The organism is Sphingopyxis sp. H073 (assembly GCF_001468395.1).
In the GTDB taxonomy this organism is placed as follows: domain Bacteria; phylum Pseudomonadota; class Alphaproteobacteria; order Sphingomonadales; family Sphingomonadaceae; genus Sphingopyxis.
The window spans coordinates 1-20,022 of record NZ_LNSG01000016.1; the positions used below are offsets into that span (position 1 = coordinate 1).

Consider the following 20,022-nt stretch of genomic DNA (forward strand, 5'->3'; position numbering starts at 1 on the left):
GGACAGGCTTCGGCATCGCGGCGGCGACGCTGTTGGTCGCGGGCGGCGGGGCCTCGGCCTTCGGCACGGCGGCGCAGCCCGCGACCAACAGCGTCGCCGCCGCGATGCCGAAGCCTGTCCATGCCCGCCTGATCTTCATTCTCGAAACCCTCGCCAATCAATCACTTCATCCAGCCCGACGCGCGGGACGGGCCATTGGTTCACCGCCGCATCCTCGTTCGCATGGCCGATCGCAAGGCCGGTGAACAATATCTGGTCCTCGCCGAGGTCCAGCGTCTCGCGGACCGCCTGCCCATACATCGCCCAGCATTCCTGCGGGCAGCTGGCAAGGCCATGTTCGACGAGCAGCAGCATCACCGATTGCAGCCACATCCCCATGTCCGACCATTGCGGCGGCCCCATGATGCGCGAGCAATGGAGGAAAAGCATCACCGGTGCGCCGAAGCCCCGGTAATTGTCCATGAATTGAGCGAGCCGCCCCTCCTTGTCCTCGCGCGGGATGCCGAGCGAGGCGTAGAGCGCCTCGCCGACGCCGAAACGGCGGCTTTCCCACGGATCGGTCAGGCCTTTCGGATAGATGTCATATTCGGGCTGGTAGCCCTCGCGCCCCAGCGCGATCCGCGCCGCGACCGCATCCTTCACCCGCTGCCAGGGCGCGCCGGTGAGCACCACCGCCTGCCAGGGCTGGAGATTGCCGCCCGACGGCGCGCGCTGCGCCGCGGCAAAGATCGCCTCGAGGACGGCGTGGTCGACGGGTTTGTCCGAAAAGGCGCGCACCGAGCGGCGCCGGTGGAGCGCCTCGGTGACCGATACAGCCTCATTCGCTGGCATATTTATCCTCTCGTCTCTTTCCGAACAGCAGCCCGCGTTCGAGCCGGGCCTTCAGCTGCCGGTAGTAGGAAAGCAGGAACACGTCATCCTCTTCGGCCACAGGTCGGCCGATCTTGGCGCGGATCGTGTCCGCGACCTCGCGCATCGCGCGCGGGTCGCGCCCGCGCAGGATGCGTTCGAGCTCCTGCAGTTCGAAGATGCCGTAAACCGACAGCTCGGCGTCGCTGAACCGCATCGCCCCCGCTTCGGCGGTCGCCGTGATGTCGCTGTCGAGCTTCGCGCGCTGCGCCATCACGACCCAGGTGCCCGCGATCAGGTCGCCCATCCGCATCCGGTCGCGATTGAACAGCAGGAACAGGCTGAGCGTCAGCGACCAGGTCACCCCGGCAAGGACGGTCCAGCCCGACACCATATCCTCCGCCGTGCCGACGCCGAGCATCATCAGCGGCAGGAACAGTTCAAGCTCGCGGATCAGGTTGCGCGCGACCACGGCGTCGGCGGTGAGCCGACCGCCATCGCGCGCGACGACACGGATACCCATCAGCCGCTTGCCCGGCGTCGCGGCGCGCGATCCAAGTTCGAAACCGATGAACCAGAAGGTGCGGAGTACGAAGGCGCCGAGCATCCAGATCATCACCGCGATGTCGCCGCTCGCCGAAAAGCCGACCCACGCCATGAAGATCGAAAAGAGCAGCAGGACGGCCGAAATGACGATCAGGTCGACGATCAGCGCGCCGAGCCGCAAGCCCGAACTGGCGATCCTGAGTTGCAGGTCGACGCCTTCGGGCGTCACGAATTCGCGGACCTTCTTCGCACTCGCCGCGCGCATCCGCGCGTTAGTCGCCGCGGTCATGCGACGTCTCCGCGCCGCGGGACGTAATAATAGCCGAGCCAGAAGAGCAGCATCACCGTCCCGATGCCATAGCGCAGCATGGTGTCGGTGATCAGCTGGCGGCCGAAGCCTTCGAGAAGCCCCGCGACAAGCAGCATCAGGATCACGCCGACCATCACTTTGCCCGCGGTCTTGCCCGCTTGCGCCGCGGCCTCCAGCCGCGACCGCGCCCCCGGAAAGACGACCGCGGCGCCGATGCGCAACCCCGCCGCGCCCGACAGCGCAGCGGCGAACAGCTCGGTGGTGCCGTGGATGAACAGCCAGCCGCCGAAATCGAACCCGAGACCCTTCGACGAAAAGACCGCGAGCATCGCGCCGAGGCCGATGCCCTGATAATATTCGAGCATCATCGTTGGCACGCCGAAGGCGAAGCCGAGCGCGAAGGACATGATCGACACGCGGCTGTTATGGGTGAAGAGGAAGGTCGCGAAGACGTGGAGCCCGCTTTCCTCTCCGCCCCCGTCCTTACCGTGGCCGAGCGTCGATCGCAGGAACTCGACCGTGGCGCGCGGGTCGCGGCCGCCCGACATGCTTTCGTCGACGAAATTATAATACCATTCGGGATTGTGCGCGACGAGCGACCAACTGGTCAGCGCGCCGAGGATGATCACCAGCGAAATGATCAGCGTTTCCTTCCACACCGCGCGCACCGCGGCAGGCCAGTCGTAAAGGACAAAGCGGCGGATCCGGCTCCAGCGCGTTTCGCGGACGCCGTAGACGAGGAAATAGCCGCGGATCGACAGCGCCTCGAGATGGTCGAGCAACGCCTTGTCGAGGCTCGTCGCGCGCGCGATCGAGAGCGATGACAGCGTCGCGCGATAGAGGATCGGAAGCCGGAGCAATTCCTCGCTGGTCAGCGCCTTGGCGCCGCGCTTTTCGAGCTTGGTGAGCAGCAGGTCGAAGGCGATCCAGTCGGCCTCGCGCTCGGCACGGAAGCGGCCGGTGGAGAAAGAGGGAAGCTCGGCCGCGCTCACAGGCTGCCGGCCCGCTTGATGCCCAGATAGGCCTCGACCACCGCGGCGCCCATCGCGTCGGCGGGCACCTCGATCACGTCCGCCCCCAAACGCTGGAGCCGCGCGATGACGAGCTGGCGGTCGCGGAGCATCGCCGCGGCGACATTGGCGCGCGTGACGTCCGATGCGCTTTCGGGGCGGCGGCGCTCGACCTCCTCGACCTCGTCGTCGCGGATCACGACGAACAGCAGCCGGTGCTTCCTGACCAGCCGGCCCGCGGCGCGGATCATCAGGTCGGCGCTCGTCGCGTCGGTGAATTCGGTGAACAGGATGATCAGCGAGCGGCGGTTGAGCTCGGCCGACAGCGTCGACAGCGCAAGGGTGAAATTGCTCTCGACCGGCGCATAGTCGATGAGGCTCGCCGCGCGCTGCAGCGCCGGGAAGTCGTGGATATGCATATAGGCCGGGGTCAGCGCCTGCGGCTTCGCGGCGAAGGAGAAGAAGCTGATGCGGTCGCCGAGCTTGAGCCCCGCATAGGCCATCAGCAGCGCCGCCGAGACGGCGCGGTCGACGCGCGGCATCCCGCCCACGGGCTCGGCCATCGTGCGCCCGGCATCGATCGCAAGGACGACGCGGTTGTCGCGCTCGACGCGATATTCCTTGGCGAGCAGCTTGATGTGGCGCGCCGAGGCGTTCCAGTCGATCGCGCGGCGGTCCATCCCCGGCTGATATTCGGCGAGCGATTCATATTCGCTGCCTTCGCCGCGAAGCTGCTGCTGGCGGAGGCCGAACCAGCTGTTGCGCTGGAACAGGCGGCTGCCTTCTTCGGTCACCGATCGCAGGCTGGGGACGACTGAAATCGCCCGATCGAGCGCGAAGCGGCGCTGTTTCCAGACGAGACCGAGCGGCCCGGCCCAGCGGACCCACAGCGCCTCGACGAGCGCCTGTCCGCGCCGCGACGCTGCAAGCGGCAGCGTGCGGACGAGCGCCTCGGCGTCGCTCGCGCGGCGCATCTCGCCCGCAAGACGCCCGCCGGGGGCGAGCCGCTCGTCGAGCGCGAGCGCAATCTCGGCGCGGCGCGGGACGGTGGGGGCCTTCGCGACGAGGCGCAGGTCGAACGGATCGCCGACGCCGACCTGGTGCGGCATCGTGGCATCGAGCGCGAGGCGGCGCGGGTTCGCGCCGAGCATCGCGTCGACGAGCAGGCCGAAGAGAAGGAGGCCTATCCAAGCGGGCGCGATCACCCACAGCTCCGGCCGCACGAGCCCGAGCGCCAGCGCCAGCGGAGCGCCGAGCAGCAGCAGATAGATCGCGCGGCGGGTCGGATAGATCAACGCGGCACGTCCTCGCGCTCGACGATGTCGGCGATCACCTGCTCGACGTTGCGGCCCTCGATCTCGGCCGCGGCGGACAGGATGACACGATGGCGAAGCACGCCCGCGGCGAGGCGCTGGACATCGTCGGGGATCACATAGTCGCGGCCCTCAAGCGCGGCGGCGGCGCTCGACGCGCGCGCAAGCATCGTCGCGGCGCGCGGGCTTGCGCCGCATTCGAGGTCGGCGCTGGCGCGCGTCGCGCGGATCAGGCGGACGATATAGTCGACGACCTCTTCGGCGAGGCGCACCGTCGCGATCGCGTCGATCGCGGCGCCGATCGCGGCGGCGTCGGTAATTTTGGTCACGCCGAAATCGGCGACCGCGGGGCTTTTGAAGCGCCCGCCATGGTCGGCGACGATGCGGCGTTCCTCGGCGGCGTCGGGATAATCGACGACGAGCTTGAACAGGAAACGGTCGAGCTGCGCCTCGGGCAGCGGATAGACGCCCTGCTGCTCGATCGGGTTTTGCGTCGCGAGGACGGTGAAGCGCGGGCTCATCGCGTGCGGTTCGCCGTTGATCGTCACGCGCCGTTCCTGCATCGCCTCGAGCAGCGCGGCCTGCGTCTTCGGCGGGGTGCGGTTGATCTCGTCGGCGAGCAGCAGCTCGGTGAAGATCGGCCCCTTGGTCAGCGTGAAGCTCGACGTTTGGAAGTTGAAGAGGTTCGAACCGAGAATGTCGCCCGGCATCAGGTCGGGGGTGAACTGGATGCGCCCGAAGTCGAGCCCCACCGCCCGCGCGAACGCCTGTGCGAGCAGCGTCTTCGCGGTGCCCGGGGGGCCTTCGAGCAGCACATGCCCGCCGGCGAGCAAGGCGATCGTCACCATGCGGGTCAGCGGGCCCTGCCCGAACACGACCTTGGCGACCTCGCCCTCGATCGCGGCGCCCAGCGCCCTCACGCTCTCGATTTCAGCCGTCACGGAGTAGTTCCTTCCTGATGTCGTGCAGCGCCTGCGCGCCCTCCAAAAATTCATGCCGGTTGCGCGCGAACGGCAGGCGCCGCGCGATCGCCGAGAACAGGTCGCCGCCGCGCTTCAGTCGCCGGTCGATCCACGCGTCGGTGGCCTCGCTATCGAGCCCCGCCGGCGCGTGCAGGCGGTGCGCGATCGCGAGGCGCTGGCTCGCGACATAGGCGTCGGCGCCGTCGAGTTCGCGCCGCGCTTGCCGCACGAGGTCGGCGCTGTTCGCGATCAGCGCTTCCTTCGAGATCGGGATCGCGCGCGCGCGTTTCAGTGCCGGGCCGAAGCGTACCCACGCCTGCCACAGCGCGAGCAATCCGGCCGCGATCAGGCAGAGCGTGATGCCGATGAAGGGCGGGACGAAGGCGAAGCGCAGCAGCGAGCGCCCGCCGCCGAAGCCGTTGAGCGTCAGGTCGAAGGCAACGCTGTCGGTGTCGGCGTCCTCACCGACCGCATCGACCAGCATTGCTGCCGCGCGCGCCTTGTCGCGCGATGCGAAGGCGAAATTGTCGATGAGGTCGGGATCGGCGAGAATGTAGAAATCACGCTCCTTCGCCATTGCCAGCACCGCGCCGCCGTTCGCGCCGGCGATCAGCGGAATGATTCCGTCGCCGTCGACCGTTTGCGCATTGTCGGGGAGATAGGCTGCAAAGGGCCGACCGGCGACGTTCGCGGGGACGGTTTGCGCGCGCGCTTGCGGCGCCCGAATGCGGACCTTTCCGAACTGGCTTTCGGGAAGCAGCGCCGTGTCCGGGGTGACCGGAAAGCCCTGGCCGACCCAGCCGGGCTTCTTCGCTTGCCCCGGGATCGTCATCGTCTGCCATTTCGGCAGGACGACGAGCGCGCGGCGTCCGCACTGATTGAGCAATTCCTCGATCTCGGCCGGCGTGGTCTGGTGCGTCGGGGTGAGGATCAGCAGCGGCTCGTCGGCCGACGCGGCGCCGGGGCCGATATGACGCCGCAGCTCGACATGCGCGCCCGACCGTTCGAGCAGGTCGACGATCCCCGCAAAGCCGGGCGCCGCCTTCGACAGCGAATGGCCGCCGCCGTCGTTGCCGCTCGACAATTGCGGGCCGAGCGCGACCAGCGCCCAGAGCGCGATGAACGCGACCACGCCGACCACCACCATCGCCGCCATCAACAGCGGGTTGAAGCCCGAGTCATTCGCGCGCGTGCCGCTCATGCCCGCGCCCAGTTCTGCGGCACGGTCAGCTCGGCATAGGCGCTGCGGCACTCTGTCCACGCGCCCTCGTCGATCGCGCGGCCGCCGAACAGGCTGATCTCGACCGCGCGCGCGATCCGGCTGAAGGCATGGCGCGCGACCGATGGCAGGTCGTGCGCGCCGGCAAGCTCGCGCGACGTCATCGCCGGGCGGACGAGTCCGGGGCGGCGGTCGCTGATGTCGTCGACGCTGCGATAGAGCAGCAGGTGCACCGCCTCGGCGAAGCGGCCCGCGGCGGCAAGCGCGTCGGCGTCGGCGAGCCGCGCGCGCGCGGCGCCGGCTTCGGCCTCGCCCAGCGCCTCTTCCTCGATACCGCCGCGCTTGCGCCCGAAGCGCAGATTGTCGACCCAGTCGGCGAAGGCGGGGACGAAATGATAGAGAATGAGGAGGAGCAGCGCCGCGGCGCCGATCCACATCAAGGGCTTCAGCGCCGGGGCGCTCCATTCGAAGAAATCGCGCAGCCAGCCGAGATCCCATTGCGGTTGTTGGGGCTGCGGAGGGGGTGGCGGCGGGAAACCCGTCTGGATCTCGCCCCCGGCCATCGTCTGGCCATAGGCCGGGTCGACGAGTTCGGGGTCGACAAGCCATCCCTCATCGGATGCGGCCGTCGCTGCAGACGCCTGGGCGATCCACAGCGACATCATGTTGAGAAGAGAGCCCCGCCCCGATGCGTCATCGATCAAGGTGGTAGCGCGAGGCGGCGCAGCAAGGCAAGAGATGCTTGCGCGCCAAACTGCCCCGTTCTAGCGCGCCGGTAGGCGGCCGGTAGTTGCGCGTGCAACCATATGGCCCAGCTAATGGAGGAAGTCGGTGGACGCGGCGCAGGCAGTGCATGAAAAATTCCTCGGCGCGCTGACAGAAGGCCGCTTGCCCGGCCGCGCCGATGCGCCCGATCCGGCTGCGGCGGGCCTGTCGCGGGCGGAGGCGACCGATATCTTCCTGTCGCAGCTCACCAGCCGCCAGATGGACCGGCTGTCGCGCCATCTGCAGGCGCGCGGCGAGGGCTTCTACACGATCGGCTCGTCGGGGCACGAGGGCAATGCCGCTGTCGCCGCTGCGCTGCGCGTCACCGACATGGCGTTCCTCCACTATCGCTCGAACGCTTTCCAGCTCCACCGGGCGCGTCAGTTGCCCGGCGAGAGCGCGACATGGGACATGCTGCTCAGCTTCGCAGCCTCGTCGGAGGATCCGATTTCGGGAGGGCGCCACAAGGTGATCGGGTCGAAGCCGCTCAACATCCCCCCGCAAACCTCGACGATCGCGTCGCACCTGCCGAAAGCCGTCGGCGCGGCCTTCTCGATCGGCATTGCGCGGCGGCTCGGGCGCAAGGGCCTGCCGCTTCCCGACGATGCGGTGGTCCTGACCAGCTTCGGGGACGCCTCGGCAAACCATTCGACCGCGCAGGGCGCGTTCAACACCGCGGGCTGGGCGGCATTCCAGGGCACCCCGATGCCGCTGATCTTCCTGTGCGAGGACAATGGGATCGGCATTTCGACGCGCACGCCGACGGGCTGGATCGAGGCGCAGTTCCGCCACCGCGCGGGGCTGCATTATATCCAGTGCGACGGCACCGACCTTGCTTCGGCTTATGCCGGGGCGAAGGCGGCGGCGGATTATGCGCGCCGGACGCGAAGGCCCGTGTTCCTGCACATGGCGACGGTGCGGCTCTACGGCCATGCTGGGTCGGACGTGCAGGGCGCCTATCTGCCGAAAGCGCTGATCGAGGCCGATGAGGCGCGTGATCCGCTGCTCGCCGGCGCGGCCCTGATGGTGCAGCAGGGCTGGATGACCGCGGCCGAGATTGCCGAAACCTATGAGGAGATCGGCGCGACGCTGGCGCGGCAAGCCGAGGCCGCGATCCGGCGGCCGAAGATCACGACCCCGGCGCATGTCATGGAAAGTCTGATCCCGCCGACGCGCGAAGTTCCGCGGCCGAACACGCCGTCGGCCGAGGACCGCAAGGCGATGTTCGGCAGCGATGCGGGGCAGATGGACAAGCCGATGCACATGGCGCGGTTGCTGTCGTGGGCGCTCGCCGACTTGATGCTCGCGCATGAGGAGATCGTCGTCGCGGGCGAGGATGTCGGGCCGAAGGGCGGGGTCTATAACGTCACCGCGAAGCTTCACCAGCGCTTCGGCTCGGCGCGCGTGGTCAACACCCTGCTCGACGAACAGGCGATCCTCGGCCTCGCGATCGGCATGGCGCACAACGGCTTCGTCCCGATGCCCGAGATCCAGTTCCTCGCCTATGTCCACAATGCCGAGGACCAGATTCGCGGCGAAGCGGCGACCTTGAGCTTCTTCTCGAACGGCCAGTACACCAACCCGATGGTGATCCGCATCGCGGGGCTCGGGTATCAGAAGGGCTTCGGCGGCCATTTCCACAACGACAACAGCCTCGCGGTCTTCCGCGACATTCCGGGTGTGATCCTGGCCGTGCCGTCGAACGGGCGCGATGCTGTGCATATGCTGCGCGAATGCGTGCGGCTGGCGCGCGAGGAGCAGCGCGTCGTCGTCTTCGTCGAACCCATCGCGCTCTATATGACCCGCGACCTCCACGAGGAAGGCGACGGCCTGTGGACCAGCATCTATGAAGCGCCGGGCGAAGGCGCGCCAATCCGCCTCGGCGACGTCGGCATCCATGGCGACGGCACCGACCTTGCGATCGTGACCTATGGCAACGGCTATTATCTCTCGCGGCAGGCCGAAAAGCTGCTCGCCGCCGATGGGGTGAAGGCGCGCGTCATCGACCTGCGCTGGCTCGGCCCGGTCGACGACGACAAGCTCGCCGCCGCGGTGGGCGATGCGAAGCGCATCCTGATCGTCGACGAATGCCGCATCACCGGCTCGCAGAGCGAGGCGCTGATGGCGACCTTCGTCGAGCGCACGCCGGGCAAGACGCTCAAGCGCATCGCCGCCGACGACAGCTTCATCCCGCTCGGCAAGGCCGCAACGCTGACCCTGCCGAGCCGCGATTCGATCTACGCCGCCGCGAAGGAGCTGCTCGCATGAGCGCGAAGAAGACCGCGCTCGTCGTCGCGCCCGGCCGCGGCACCTATGGCAAGGGCGAGCTCGGCAGCATTGCGCGGCTCCACCGCGCACGTTTCGCCGACCTCATCGCGAATTTCGACGCGCAGCGCGCCGAACGCGGCCAGCCGACCGTCACCGAGCTCGACGGCGCCGAGCGCTTCAGCGTCGCGACGCATATGCGCGGCGATGTCGCGGCGCCGCTGATCTATGCCGCCACTGCGCTCGATTATCAGAGCATCGATCGCGACAAATTCGACATCGTCGCGGTCGCGGGCAATTCGATGGGCTGGTACAGCGCGCTCGCGCTCGGCGGGGCGGTGTCGATCGAGGATGGCTTTCGCATTTCGAACGCGATGGGCCTCAACAGCCAGACTCACGGTCCCGGCGGGCAGATATTGCTTCAGGTGGTCGACGAGGATTGGCGGCCCGTCCCCGGCCTCCGTGACCAGTTACTCGATCTCGTCGCGAATATCGCTGCGCGCCCCGGTCACGATCTCGCCTTGTCGATCGACCTCGCCGGGATGCTCGTCCTTGCGGGGAATGAGGAAGGTCTTGCCGCGCTGCTCGCCGAAGCGCCGCAAACGCCCGGCCGCGAACCGCTGCGCCTCGCGGGCCACGGCCCTTTCCACACGCCGTTGATGTTCGGCAGCTCGGACAAGGCGAAGGCCGAATTGCCTCCGTCGCTGTTCGGCGGTCCTGCAATCCCGATGGTCGACGGGCGCGGGCATATCTGGCGGCGCTTCTCCAGCGAGCCGGGCGCGATCTGGGATTATACCTTCGGCCACCAGATTCTGGCGCCTTATGATTTTGCGCTGTCGGTGCAGGTCGCAGTCAAGGAGTTCGCGCCCGACGTGATCATCCTGCCCGGCCCCGGCGACACGCTGGGCGGTGCGATCGCGCAGTCGCTGATCGGCATCGAATGGCAGGGAATGGCCGGCAAGGCCGATTTCGTGGCGCGGCAGGCGTCCGACCCGATCCTGCTCTCGATGGGACGGCCTGAGCAGCGCACGTTGGTCAGTCGATAGAACGTTGTCAGTCGATAGAAATTGGGGTCGCCCCACAGAAATTGGGCCGGCGGAGATGGAACTTTCTCCGCCGGCCCGCTTGGGATCCGTGGCCTGGTGGGGTTCGGCCACGAGGGAGAACGGCGGTGCCGATGGGGACCAACTCAGCGGCGGCCGTCCGTTCATCCTCCTTATAGGCACCTGTGCGGCGATCCGGCGGTGCCGATCGGGATTCATGCACCGAAATGGAGAGGGTTCCCGCGCGCCAGCTCGGCGGTGAAGGCGAGGCGGAGCAGCTCGGCGACGCTTCCCGCCCCGGCGCGGCGCATGATGTTCGCGCGGTGAACCTCGACCGTGCGCGGGCTGAGGTCGAGGCGGCGGGCGATCGCCTTGTTGCCCATCCCCGCAGCGATCGCCTCCAATATGTCGCGCTCGCGCGGCGTCAGCGCGGCTAGCCGCAGTTCAGCGTCGCGGTGCATCGCGAGCGCGTCGCGCCGCGCCTGCCAGCTTGCGATCGCCTCGTCGATCGTGCAGCGGACGAGGCGCGGGTCGAGCGGGGCGGGGAGCAAATCATGCGCGCCGCCGCGCAGGATCGCGCGGGCGTCGGCGATGCCGAGGCGGCTCGCGGCGACGAAGATCGTGACATCGGCGCGTCCGGCGAGCTGCGCGAGCAATGTCTCGCCACTGACGCGCCCTGGTTGCTGCCAATGAAAGAGCAGGATCGCGCAGTCGGCATCGGCGCCCGCTTCCAGCCAGGCGTCGGCGCTCGCGAAGCTGCGCACGATCCGGCCGCCGGGCTCGGCAAGCGTGCGGAAACACGCCGCGCGCTCGACCGCCTCGGGCAGGATCAGATGGATATGGCCCCCGCTCTGGTTCACGCGCCAAGGCTGGCGCGCCCAGCCGCCGAAGCCCAGCGCGATCCGCTCGGCTTCGGCGCCGATATGACGCGATCAGGCGACGACGGGCAGCCGCAGCGTGACGATGGTGCCGTACGGGTCGGCCCGCGCGATCGTCATCCGACCGTCGTGCATGTGGGCGATCGTCTCGACGAGCGAGAGCCCGAGCCCGGCGCCCGAGCCGCCGCGCGCGGGGTCGAGGCGGACGAAGCGTTTGGCCGCCTCGCCGATCTGCTCCTCGGCGATGCCGGGGCCGTCGTCGGCGACCCTTATCTCGACGTCGGTTCCGTCCCGTACCGCAGACAGCCGGATCGCCGATCCGCCATCGGCATATTTCAGCGCATTGTCGATCAGGTTCGACAGCGCCCGGAGCAGCATTTCGCGGTGCGCGATCAGTTCGAGCTCGGCGGGCGCGTCGACGCTGATCGCGAAGCCTTCGTCCTCGGCGAGCGGGCCATAGACTTCGGCGAGATCGTCGAGCAGCGGCGCGAGCGCGAAGCGGGCGAACTGGTCGCGGCCGATCCCGGCCTCGGCGCGGCTGATCTCGAGCGCGGTGTCGAGCAGGCGGTGCAGGCTGTCGGCCTCGTCGATCGCGCCGGCGAGCGCGGCGGTCGCGTTCGGGTCGCGCGTGCGGCCGAGCGCCTGTTCGAGCGTCGCTTTCATCCGCGAGACGGGCGAGCGGAGGTCGTGCGCCATCGAATCGGTGACCATGCGCAGCTCGCCGACCAGTGCCTCGATCCGGTCGAGCATCGCGTTGATCGAAGTGCCGAGCCGATCGAAGGCGTCGCCGGTTTCGTCGCGCTCGACGCGCGCGTCGAGCTTGCCCGACGCTATGGCCGAGGCGGCGCGCGCGAACGCGTCGACCCGCCGCGACAATATCCACGCCGCGAGCGCGGCGACGACGGTCGCGATCAGGATTCCGGCGGCAAGCGCATAGAGAAAAGCCGCCTGACTTGCCCGGGCGAGCTGTGCCTGCGCCTCGAGCACTTCCCCGGTTAGAAGGACATGGCCGGTGTCCAGGCGCCGCGTGACCAGTCCCATCTCCTCGGCAGCCGTGCCGCCCTCGCGGAACAGGCTGATGCGCCGCCAGCGTTCGTTGTCGCCCAGCGTCGCGGGCCATTGCTTGAGATTGCCGACGATCGGCGCGCCGCCCGGTCCCTTGAGCAACACGACGAAATTGCGGTCGTCGCGCGCCGCGAGCCGGTCGCGGATCGCCCGGACGAGGCCGGCCTCACCCTCCTGCCGATATTCCTCGGCGAAATCGTCGCGCGCGACCTCGGCCGCGGTGCGGGCGTCGGCAAGGATCGTCGCGGCGGTGAAGCGATGAATGACCGTCAGCCCCAGCGCGAGCGCCGCGACCTGCGCGAGCAGCAACGCGAGCGCGAGCCGGACCGTCGTCGACTGGAAGAACCCCCGCCGCATTGGCGCCTAGCCCGCCTTGCCGAGCATATAGCCCGCGCCGCGGATAGTGTGGACGAGCGGCTTGTCGAAGCCGTCGTCGACCTTGCGGCGCAGGCGGCTGACATGGACGTCGACGACATTGGTGCCGGGATCGAAATGATATTCCCACACGCCTTCCAGCATCATCGTGCGCGTGACGACCTGTTCCTTGTGCCGGAGCAGATATTCGAGCAGGCGAAACTCGCGCGGCTGGAGCTCGATCCGCCTGCCCGCCCGCGTGACGCGGCGATTGAGCAGGTTCATCTCCAGATCCTCGCACGCGAGGATGGTTTCGACCTGCGTTCCGCCCGACGGTTTGGCGATCAACAGCTTCAGCCGCGCGAGCAGTTCCGAAAAGGCGAAGGGCTTGGCGAGATAGTCGTTGGCGCCCGAGGTCAGCCCCTCGACGCGTGCATCGACCGCGCCGAGGTTCGAGAGGATGATCACCGGCGTCGCGACCTTCGCCGCGCGCAGCGCCGCGAGCACCGCCATCCCGTCCATCCCCGGCAGCATCCGGTCGAGGACGATCGCATCATAGCTGCCGTCGGTCGCGTGGAACAGGCCGTCGCGGCCGTCGGCGGCATGGTCGACGACGAACCCCTCGCCGGTCAGGCTCTTGACGATGAAGTCCGCGGTTGTCCGGTCATCCTCGACGACGAGTATTTTCTGGGACATTCGGTTCCTTCACGCGGGTGGGCGGCAGATGCTTATAGCGGCTCTCGCCTGCATGGCGAATATGGAGGTCGACGCCCTTGTCCGCATCGTCCCTGATGGTGCGCGTGACTGCGGAGACCGAAGCGATCGGCTTGCCGTCGATACCGACGATGACATCGCCCGCCGCGATATCGGCCTTCGCCGCGGCGCTGCCGTCCTGCACGCTGGTGACGACGAGCGCGAGCGGCGCGTGCGGTGCGGTGCGTTCGGCCTCAAAGGTCAGGCCGGGGATCTGGTTGCCGGGAGACGCAAAGGGCGACGCGGCGAGGTGCGCCGCGAGTGCGACGACGCCCGCGAGCATCAGCAGCAACGCGCTGGCGGGAGGCATGGGGCGCGGAGGCATCGCGTCCATCGCTCACGCCGGCGCCGCGACGGGCGCAGCAGCCTTCTTCGTCGCAGGAGGGCGGCTGACGATGCGGTGGACGGCCGCCATGCCCTGCGCGAAGGCCATGCCGCGCGGCCCCGCGATATAGCGCGGTTCCCAGTGGGTCGCGAATTTCGCCTTGTAGCTGCGCAGCCCTTCGAAACCATAAAGCATCTCGCCATGGCGGAAGAGAAAGGCCGCGCCGCGCGCCCAGGTCGGGGCGAGCCGCCGTCCGTCGACCCCGGCGAGCGGCGCGATGCCGAGCGTGAAGCGACGAAAGCCGCGGTCGCGGGCATATTGCATCAGCCGGATGAACAGGAAATCCATCACGCCGTAGGGCAGCGCCGCGACGTGGCGCATCAGGTCGACCGACATTTCGGCGCCGTTCGCGGTCGCGAGGATGTTGGCGAAAGCGACGATGCGTCCGTCGATCCGGACCACCGCGCAGGGGAAGCGCGCGATATAGGCTGGGTCGAAGCTGCCAAGGCTGAAGGCCTTTTCGCGTTGTTTCTTCGCGCGCAACCAGTCGTTGGATACGGCCCGGAGCTCCGCGATGTGCGCGGGGACATCGGCGGCCGCGATGACCGCGAATTCGGCGCCTTCCTGTGCGGTGCGGCGTTCGGCGTGGCGGAGCGACTTCGCTTGCGGCCCGGCAAGCGTGAAGGCGGCGAGGTCGACCTCCGCCTCTTCGCCATATTTCACGATCGAGAGGCCGAGGTCGATCGCGTGCGGCAGGGTGCGCGCCCCGATCTGGTAGAGCAGGATGCGACCCTGCGCGGCGTCGGCTTTTTCGCGCAGTTTCCAAAGCAGGTCCGACCAGCGATCCTCGTTGCCGACGGGATCGCCCATCACGATCCAGTTGGCGCCGAGGGTCCGGTACATCAGGAAGGCGTCGCCCTCGTCGGCGAGGAGGAAGCGCTTGTCGCCGGTCAGCGCAAGGAAGGCGTCGGTGCGGTCGGCGAGCGCGAGCGCCGGTTCGAGCTGCTCGAAACCGATTGCGCTCGACCGGGAGGCGCGCGCCGACGGCGCAAAGAGGCGCCAGAGCGCGAGGCCCGCGAGCAGCACCGCGATGCCGAACTGTGCGCGCAGGAAACGCGGCGCGTCGCCGTTCAGGCTGAACTGCCACCAGAGGCTGCCCGAATAGGCGACATGCTTGTAGGCGAAGAAGCCCGCGAAGGCCGAGGCGAGGATCGCGGTCAGCGCGGCGGCGATCCAACCGGTCGACAATGGCGCGTCGATCAGCGCGGTGCGGCGGTAGAAGGCGGCGCGGCTCCACTGGAGCGCGGCGACGATGCCGGTGAGGATCAGCGCCTCCTCATAATCGCCCCCCTTGGCGAGCGAGAAGAGTATCGCGGCGGCGAGCAAGGCGCGCGTCGCGATGAAGGCGCCGTCGAGGCGGCGGAGCAGCCCGGGCGCGAGGAAGAGGAGGAGCGTGCCCGCAAGGCTCGCGGCAAGGTGCGAGGCCTCGACGAACGGCAGCGGAAGGAAATGCTTGAGGTCGTGCATCCGCGCCGCCTCCGCCGGGGTCGATCCCGAGAGGAGCAGGATCAGACCACCGGCGAAGACGAGCGCGGCGAGCAGCGGCGGCGCCAGCTCGCGCAGCAGCGACTGCCCCGCAGCGGCGAGTTGCTTCGCCGGTCCGTGCCACGCGCGGCTTTCGTGCCAGGCGAGGAGCAGCGCGGCGAGGAGCAGCGGCAGCAGATAATAGATGACGCGGTAGGCGAGCAGCGCCGCGAGCAGCTCTGCCTTGTCGCCGGGCACCATCGCAATCACCACCGCCTCGAACACGCCGAGCCCGCCCGGCACATGGCTGATCAGCGCGGCGATGATCGCGAGCGCATAGCCGAGGAAGAAGAGCGGCCAGGCGGCCGGATCGGGCGCCGGGAGCAGGATGAACAGCGCGGCGCTGGCAGCGGCGAGATCGAGCGCGGCGACAAGCGTCATCGCCGCGCTCATCGCCGGACCGGGTATCGGCGTGCGCCAGCCGCCGATCTCGATCGCGCGCAACCCGAAATGGCGGAGCAGGAGCGGGATCAGGCAGATCGTCACTGTCGCGATCCCGGCGAGGTGCAGCCAGTGAAGCGACAGGCCGAAGTCGAAGAAGGGCAGGATCTGCGTGCTCGTCGCCGCGGCGAGGCCGGCAAGCAGGATCACGCCGTTCCAGAAGGCGAGGCTGGCGAGCGCGATGACGCTGCCGATCTCGCCGCCGCTGAGTCCGGCGGCACGATAGACGCGGTAGCGCGCCGACCCGCCGGTGAGCAGCGCGAGGCCGAGATTGTGGCTGAGCGTGTAACTGGTGAAGCTGGCGAGCGCCGCCGTGCGCCACGGAAGCTTCTTGCCGAGCACATGCAGCGCGAAACTGTCGTAGAGGGTGAGGAGAAGATAGCTTGTCGCGGAGAGCGCCAGTGCCCCCTCGATCTGCGCCGCCGACAGCGCGTCGAAGGCTTGGCGGATTGCACGCGGGCGCACCGAATGGAGCAGGCCGAAGAGCGCGGCGAAGCCGAGCGCAGCGACGAGCAGCGCTGCGAGGATCGAAAGCGACCGCTTGTGCGTGCGGATGCGGGCGAGAAACCGGCTCATTGCCGCGTCCAGTCCTGGCGCTTGCAGAGCAGGCCGCCGAGGATGCAGCCCGAGATGCGGATATCGTTGGGGCTCTTCTGCTCGATCGTCGAATAGAAACGGCGGCCCTGGTCGGGGACATAGACCTGCCCGGTCCAGCGTGCGGCGCCGCTCTTGCGATAGTCGCTGAGCAGCTCGGTTCCGATCAGCGCATTTACGCCGGCGTCGCGTGCGTCGGCCATCGCCTTCGGGCTCGCCCAGACGATATTGCCGCAGAGCAATTGTCCGCAAAAGCGCGTCCGGACAAGCAATGTCCCCTTGGGGTTCTGCCACAGCCCGATCGGGTTCGCGGCGGGCTGCGGTATCGCGGCCGCCGCGATCCCCGTCGAGGCGGCAAGCATCAGCGCCAGTGCAAGCATCTTCATGACCGATTGTCCCTGGCTTGGGTTACTGCCGGCAGGATCGCTGCGGTCAGCGCCGCATCGTCGAAATCCAGCCGGTGCCCGCCGGGCAGCGTGACGCGCCGGACGTTGGGCAGGGTGAGTTCGGGGCAGAGGCTGTTCGCCTCCGTGGAACCATGAATGCAGGTGACCGGCACCCAGGTCAGGCGCGACGCGGTCGGCAGCGCGAGCGCGTCGGGGGTTTCGAGTCCCGCGAGTTCGACCGGCGAGGCGCGAAACACGATGTCGCGCCCTGGAACGACAAGCACGACCGCGCGGATCGGCGCGCGCGCGGCGGCGCGCAGCTCCGCGAGCCCGGCGTGGAGCATGTCGGCGCCGAACGACTGGCCGATCAGCACCACATGACCGGTCCGGCCGAGCGCCATCGCGCGGCGCATCGCGCCCGCGATCAGCGCGCTCGTCTCGGCGGCGGTGCGGCCGGGCGCGAAAAAGGACAGGCTGTTGACGGTAACGATCGCATAGCCGCGCGCATGGAGCCGCGCGGCGACCTTCGGGGTCATCCCGACGCGGTCGCCCATGTCGCCCGACAGCATGACGAGCGCGGGGCGTTCGGGCCCGGCTCCGGCCGCGGGCAGGTCGTGGAAGATCGTGTGGCGATAATAGCCGAGATGGAGGTAATAGAGGCCGGCGACGAGCAGCGCGAGCAGGAGCATGAGCAGCCCTGCGCGTCCCCATCGCCTGTTTCCGGTCGTTCGTGTCATGCGCCCCTCATAGGCGGCCGCCCGCCTCCGCAAGCTGACGCGCGGATTACGATATTGTCATGTGCCGGCCATCCGGGGGACGGCCGCGCGGGACTAGAAGCCAAGGGGTCGAAGGCGATTGAGCTCCTTCGGCGACCCGAACCGCAGGCTGGCCGGGGTCTCACCCGGCACCCGCTGACCCCGGCCCGCCTGTATCTGGCCAGCCTCCGCCCCCGGGGGCTGGCCGCTTTTACGGTGGCGCCCGCGCATCCATTTTCCCCGATCCTACCATGGTTTGCATGGCCTTGCGCGCGGCGCTGTGCTTTACTCCGGCGCGATATCCAGGTTCGGGAGATGACGTGATGGCCGACGGCAAAGCCCGCTACCAGACCTATAACGCCCCCGCCGGCGGCTGGGGCGCCGCCGCGGCGACCGCGAAGGTGCTCCTCGAACAGAGCGTCGTCACCAAGGGATCGCGCGCGCTGCTGTCGATGAACCAGCCCGGCGGCTTCAAATGCCCGAGCTGCGCCTTTCCCGATGCGACCTGCACCAAGAAGCTCGAATTCTGCGAGAATGGGGCGAAGGCGTTGGCGCACGAGGCGACGAAGTTCCGTGTGACACGCGATTTCTTTGCGCAGCACAGCGTATCCGAGCTGATGGAGCAGTCGGACTATTGGCTCGAGATGCAGGGCCGGCTGACCGAACCGATGCGCTACGACGCGGCAAGCGACCATTATGTGCCGGTGAGCTGGGACGATGCCTTCGCGCTGATCGGATCGCACCTGCGCGCGCTCGAAAGTCCGCATCAGGCCGAATTCTATACCTCGGGCCGGACCCCGAACGAGGCGGCGTTCCTCTATTCGATTTTCGTGCGCGAATATGGCACGAACAATTTTCCCGATTGCTCGAACATGTGCCACGAACCGACCAGTCGCGGGCTTCCCCCCGCGATCGGCGTCGGCAAGGGTACGGTGATCCTCGACGATTTCGACCATGCCGAGGCGATCTTCGTCATGGGGCAGAACCCCGGCACCAACGCGCCGCGGATGATGACGCAGCTGTTTCACGCGCACAAGCGCGGCTGCCCGATCGTCGCAGTCAACCCGATGCCCGAGCGCGCGCTGATGCGCTATACCGAGCCGCAGGACGTCGTGCAGATGGCGACCTTCGGATCGGCGCCGATCGCCAGCGAATTCGTCCATATCCGGATCGGCGGCGACCTTGCTTTCCTCAAGGGCATGATGCGCGTCATGTTCGAACGCGAGGCCGCGGGCGAGGCGGTCCTCGACCGCGCCTTCATTGCCGAGCATACGGTGGGCGTCGAAGCGCTGCGTGACGACATACTGGCGCAGGACTGGGCCGAAATCGTCGCGGTATCGGGCATATCGGAGGAGCAGATCCGCCGCTGCGCCGAGATCTATATCCGGTCGAAGGCGACGATCATCTGCTATGGCATGGGGCTGACGCAGCACCAGTTCGGGTCGCAGCTGGTCCAGCAGGTCGCGAATATCCTGCTGCTCAAGGGCAATTATGGGCGGCCGGGTGCGGGCATTTCGCCGATCCGCGGCCATTCCAACGTGCAGGGCGATCGTACCGTCGGGATTGACGAGAAGCCGACACAGGCCTATCTCGACCAGGTCCAGCGCGTCTTCGGCTTCGACCCTCCGCGCGAGAACGGGCATCATACGATCGAGTCGGTCGAGGCTATGCTCGCGGGCACCGCGAAGGTCTTCATCGGGCTCGGCGGCAATTTCGTCCGCGCGATTCCCGACACGACACGCGCCTACGACGCGATGTGCTCGCTCGACCTGACCGTCGGGATCGCGACGAAGCTCAACCGCGGGCATCTCGTGCACGGCAAGGACGCGCTGATCCTGCCCGTCGTCGCGCGGTCGGAGCGGATCGAGACCGCGGCGGGCGAACAGTTCGTGACGATCGAGGATTCGATGTCGAACGTCACCGCCTCGCGCGGGGTGCTCGACCGCGCGAGTGACGACCTGAAGCCCGAGGTCGAGATCGTGTGCCGCATCGCGATGGCGGCGCTACCCGCAAGCCGCGTCGACTGGGCGGGCTATATCGACGATTACGACCGCATCCGCGACAAGATTGCCGAGGTCTATCCGGCGCTCTATTCGGATTTTTCGGAACGGATCAAGGCGCCGATGGGCTTTCATCTCGACGTTGCGCCGCGCCGGCTGGTGTGGCTCACGCCGAACGGCAAGGCGAATTTCCAGATCCTGCCAGGCCTTCTTGTCGATCCGCCGGTCGACGATCCCGCGATGCTGCGGCTCTCGACGATCCGTTCGCACGACCAGTTCAATACGACGATCTACAGCTATAACGATCGCTATCGCGGCGTGTACAACGACCGGATGGTGCTGTTCGTCAACGCCGAGGACCGCGAAGCGCGCGGGCTGGCGGCGGGGGCGAAGGTGGCGCTGGAGACGATCGCCGCCGACGGGATCGACCGGCGCGTGGGCGATCTGACGCTGGTCGACTATCCGATGCCGCGCGGATCGCTCGCGGGCTATTATCCGGAGCTCAATCCGCTGTTGCCGCTCGATCATTACGATCGCGTCAGCGGCTGTCCCGCCGCGAAGTCGATCCCCGTGCGCATCGTCGCGGCGGCGGGCTGACGCCACCG

17 protein-coding genes are annotated in these 20,022 nt (G+C 68.2%); 3 read left to right on the forward strand and 14 right to left on the reverse strand.

From position 1 onward, the window contains the following. Positions 1-135: 135 nt before the first annotated feature. Genes ATE64_RS19795 through ATE64_RS19825 form a run of 7 tightly spaced genes read right to left on the reverse strand, consistent with a single transcriptional unit; the run spans position 136 to position 6,874 of the window. On the reverse strand, positions 136-831 hold the full coding sequence (locus tag ATE64_RS19795; RefSeq protein WP_058456522.1) for a nitroreductase: 696 nt from the start codon (positions 829-831) through the stop codon (positions 136-138). Beyond that, a complete protein-coding gene (locus tag ATE64_RS19800; RefSeq protein ID WP_058456523.1) occupies positions 818-1,684 on the reverse strand; it encodes an RDD family protein in 867 nt (288 codons plus the stop codon). Before ATE64_RS19800 ends, ATE64_RS19795 begins: the two co-directional genes overlap by 14 nt. After that, on the reverse strand, positions 1,681-2,697 hold the full coding sequence (locus ATE64_RS19805; RefSeq protein WP_058456524.1) for a stage II sporulation protein M: 1,017 nt from the start codon (positions 2,695-2,697) through the stop codon (positions 1,681-1,683). The genes ATE64_RS19800 and ATE64_RS19805 overlap by 4 nt, the downstream gene beginning before the upstream one ends. Continuing rightward, a complete protein-coding gene (locus ATE64_RS19810; RefSeq protein WP_058456525.1) occupies positions 2,694-4,010 on the reverse strand; it encodes a DUF58 domain-containing protein in 1,317 nt (438 codons plus the stop codon). The genes ATE64_RS19805 and ATE64_RS19810 overlap by 4 nt, the downstream gene beginning before the upstream one ends. Then, positions 4,007-4,969, reverse strand: a complete 963-nt coding sequence (locus ATE64_RS19815; protein WP_058456526.1) for a MoxR family ATPase — start codon at positions 4,967-4,969, stop codon at positions 4,007-4,009. Before ATE64_RS19815 ends, ATE64_RS19810 begins: the two co-directional genes overlap by 4 nt. Continuing rightward, positions 4,959-6,191: a DUF4350 domain-containing protein gene (locus ATE64_RS19820; RefSeq protein WP_058456527.1), complete on the reverse strand. Its 1,233-nt coding sequence runs from the start codon at positions 6,189-6,191 to the stop codon at positions 4,959-4,961. The genes ATE64_RS19815 and ATE64_RS19820 overlap by 11 nt, the downstream gene beginning before the upstream one ends. After that, positions 6,188-6,874 (reverse strand): DUF4129 domain-containing protein, encoded by a 687-nt coding sequence (locus tag ATE64_RS19825; protein WP_058456528.1) that lies wholly within the window; start codon positions 6,872-6,874, stop codon positions 6,188-6,190. Before ATE64_RS19825 ends, ATE64_RS19820 begins: the two co-directional genes overlap by 4 nt. A 166-nt stretch (positions 6,875-7,040) precedes the next feature. Here ATE64_RS19825 and ATE64_RS19830 point away from each other — a divergent pair, with 166 nt between their 5' ends. Beyond that, entirely contained in the window at positions 7,041-9,242 is a 2,202-nt protein-coding gene (locus ATE64_RS19830) for a thiamine pyrophosphate-dependent enzyme (RefSeq protein WP_058456529.1), read from the forward strand. Then, positions 9,239-10,285, forward strand: coding sequence for an ACP S-malonyltransferase (locus tag ATE64_RS19835; protein ID WP_058456530.1), 1,047 nt, complete (start codon positions 9,239-9,241; stop codon positions 10,283-10,285). Before ATE64_RS19830 ends, ATE64_RS19835 begins: the two co-directional genes overlap by 4 nt. Before the next feature lie 212 nt (positions 10,286-10,497). On the opposite strand, the gene ATE64_RS19840 is transcribed toward ATE64_RS19835, so the two are convergent. The 7 genes from ATE64_RS19840 to ATE64_RS19870 all read right to left on the reverse strand — a co-directional run bounded on the left by ATE64_RS19840 (position 10,498) and on the right by ATE64_RS19870 (position 17,399). Further along, the gene (locus ATE64_RS19840; protein ID WP_058456531.1) at positions 10,498-11,142 is read right to left on the reverse strand and encodes a LuxR C-terminal-related transcriptional regulator; all 645 of its coding nucleotides are present in this window, start codon (positions 11,140-11,142) and stop codon (positions 10,498-10,500) included. A 72-nt stretch (positions 11,143-11,214) separates the two neighbouring features. Next, entirely contained in the window at positions 11,215-12,582 is a 1,368-nt protein-coding gene (locus ATE64_RS19845) for an ATP-binding protein (RefSeq protein WP_058456532.1), read from the reverse strand. Positions 12,583-12,588: 6 nt separating this feature from the next. Then, the gene (locus tag ATE64_RS19850) at positions 12,589-13,275 is read right to left on the reverse strand and encodes a response regulator transcription factor (protein WP_058456533.1); all 687 of its coding nucleotides are present in this window, start codon (positions 13,273-13,275) and stop codon (positions 12,589-12,591) included. Next, complete coding sequence (locus tag ATE64_RS19855) at positions 13,244-13,657, reverse strand: PDZ domain-containing protein (protein ID WP_167541786.1); 414 nt, start codon at positions 13,655-13,657, stop codon at positions 13,244-13,246. The genes ATE64_RS19850 and ATE64_RS19855 overlap by 32 nt, the downstream gene beginning before the upstream one ends. Positions 13,658-13,669: 12 nt before the next feature. After that, positions 13,670-16,258: a bifunctional lysylphosphatidylglycerol flippase/synthetase MprF gene (mprF, locus tag ATE64_RS19860; protein ID WP_058456535.1), complete on the reverse strand. Its 2,589-nt coding sequence runs from the start codon at positions 16,256-16,258 to the stop codon at positions 13,670-13,672. Then, positions 16,255-16,662: a DUF2147 domain-containing protein gene (locus ATE64_RS19865; protein WP_058456536.1), complete on the reverse strand. Its 408-nt coding sequence runs from the start codon at positions 16,660-16,662 to the stop codon at positions 16,255-16,257. The genes mprF and ATE64_RS19865 overlap by 4 nt, the downstream gene beginning before the upstream one ends. After that, on the reverse strand, positions 16,659-17,399 hold the full coding sequence (locus tag ATE64_RS19870) for an AcvB/VirJ family lysyl-phosphatidylglycerol hydrolase (protein ID WP_082657893.1): 741 nt from the start codon (positions 17,397-17,399) through the stop codon (positions 16,659-16,661). The genes ATE64_RS19865 and ATE64_RS19870 overlap by 4 nt, the downstream gene beginning before the upstream one ends. Positions 17,400-17,740: 341 nt before the next feature. On the opposite strand from ATE64_RS19870, the gene ATE64_RS19875 reads away from it, so the two are divergent. Continuing rightward, a complete protein-coding gene (locus ATE64_RS19875) occupies positions 17,741-20,014 on the forward strand; it encodes an FdhF/YdeP family oxidoreductase (RefSeq protein WP_058456538.1) in 2,274 nt (757 codons plus the stop codon). Positions 20,015-20,022: the final 8 nt, after the last annotated feature.

What these genes read in the sequence shown, in the direction of transcription:
- ATE64_RS19875 (WP_058456538.1), top strand. Translation starts at nt 17,741, where the DNA reads ATGGCCGACGGCAAAGCCCGCTACCAGACCTATAACGCCCCCGCCGGC.
- ATE64_RS19850 (WP_058456533.1), bottom strand. Translation starts at nt 13,275, where the DNA reads ATGTCCCAGAAAATACTCGTCGTCGAGGATGACCGGACAACCGCGGAC.
- ATE64_RS19795 (WP_058456522.1), bottom strand. Translation starts at nt 831, where the DNA reads ATGCCAGCGAATGAGGCTGTATCGGTCACCGAGGCGCTCCACCGGCGC.
- ATE64_RS19820 (WP_058456527.1), bottom strand. Translation starts at nt 6,191, where the DNA reads ATGAGCGGCACGCGCGCGAATGACTCGGGCTTCAACCCGCTGTTGATG.
- ATE64_RS19835 (WP_058456530.1), top strand. Translation starts at nt 9,239, where the DNA reads ATGAGCGCGAAGAAGACCGCGCTCGTCGTCGCGCCCGGCCGCGGCACC.
- ATE64_RS19855 (WP_167541786.1), bottom strand. Translation starts at nt 13,657, where the DNA reads ATGCCTCCGCGCCCCATGCCTCCCGCCAGCGCGTTGCTGCTGATGCTC.
- ATE64_RS19870 (WP_082657893.1), bottom strand. Translation starts at nt 17,399, where the DNA reads ATGACACGAACGACCGGAAACAGGCGATGGGGACGCGCAGGGCTGCTC.
- ATE64_RS19865 (WP_058456536.1), bottom strand. Translation starts at nt 16,662, where the DNA reads ATGAAGATGCTTGCACTGGCGCTGATGCTTGCCGCCTCGACGGGGATC.
- ATE64_RS19825 (WP_058456528.1), bottom strand. Translation starts at nt 6,874, where the DNA reads ATGATGTCGCTGTGGATCGCCCAGGCGTCTGCAGCGACGGCCGCATCC.
- ATE64_RS19800 (WP_058456523.1), bottom strand. Translation starts at nt 1,684, where the DNA reads ATGACCGCGGCGACTAACGCGCGGATGCGCGCGGCGAGTGCGAAGAAG.
- mprF (WP_058456535.1), bottom strand. Translation starts at nt 16,258, where the DNA reads ATGAGCCGGTTTCTCGCCCGCATCCGCACGCACAAGCGGTCGCTTTCG.
- ATE64_RS19845 (WP_058456532.1), bottom strand. Translation starts at nt 12,582, where the DNA reads ATGCGGCGGGGGTTCTTCCAGTCGACGACGGTCCGGCTCGCGCTCGCG.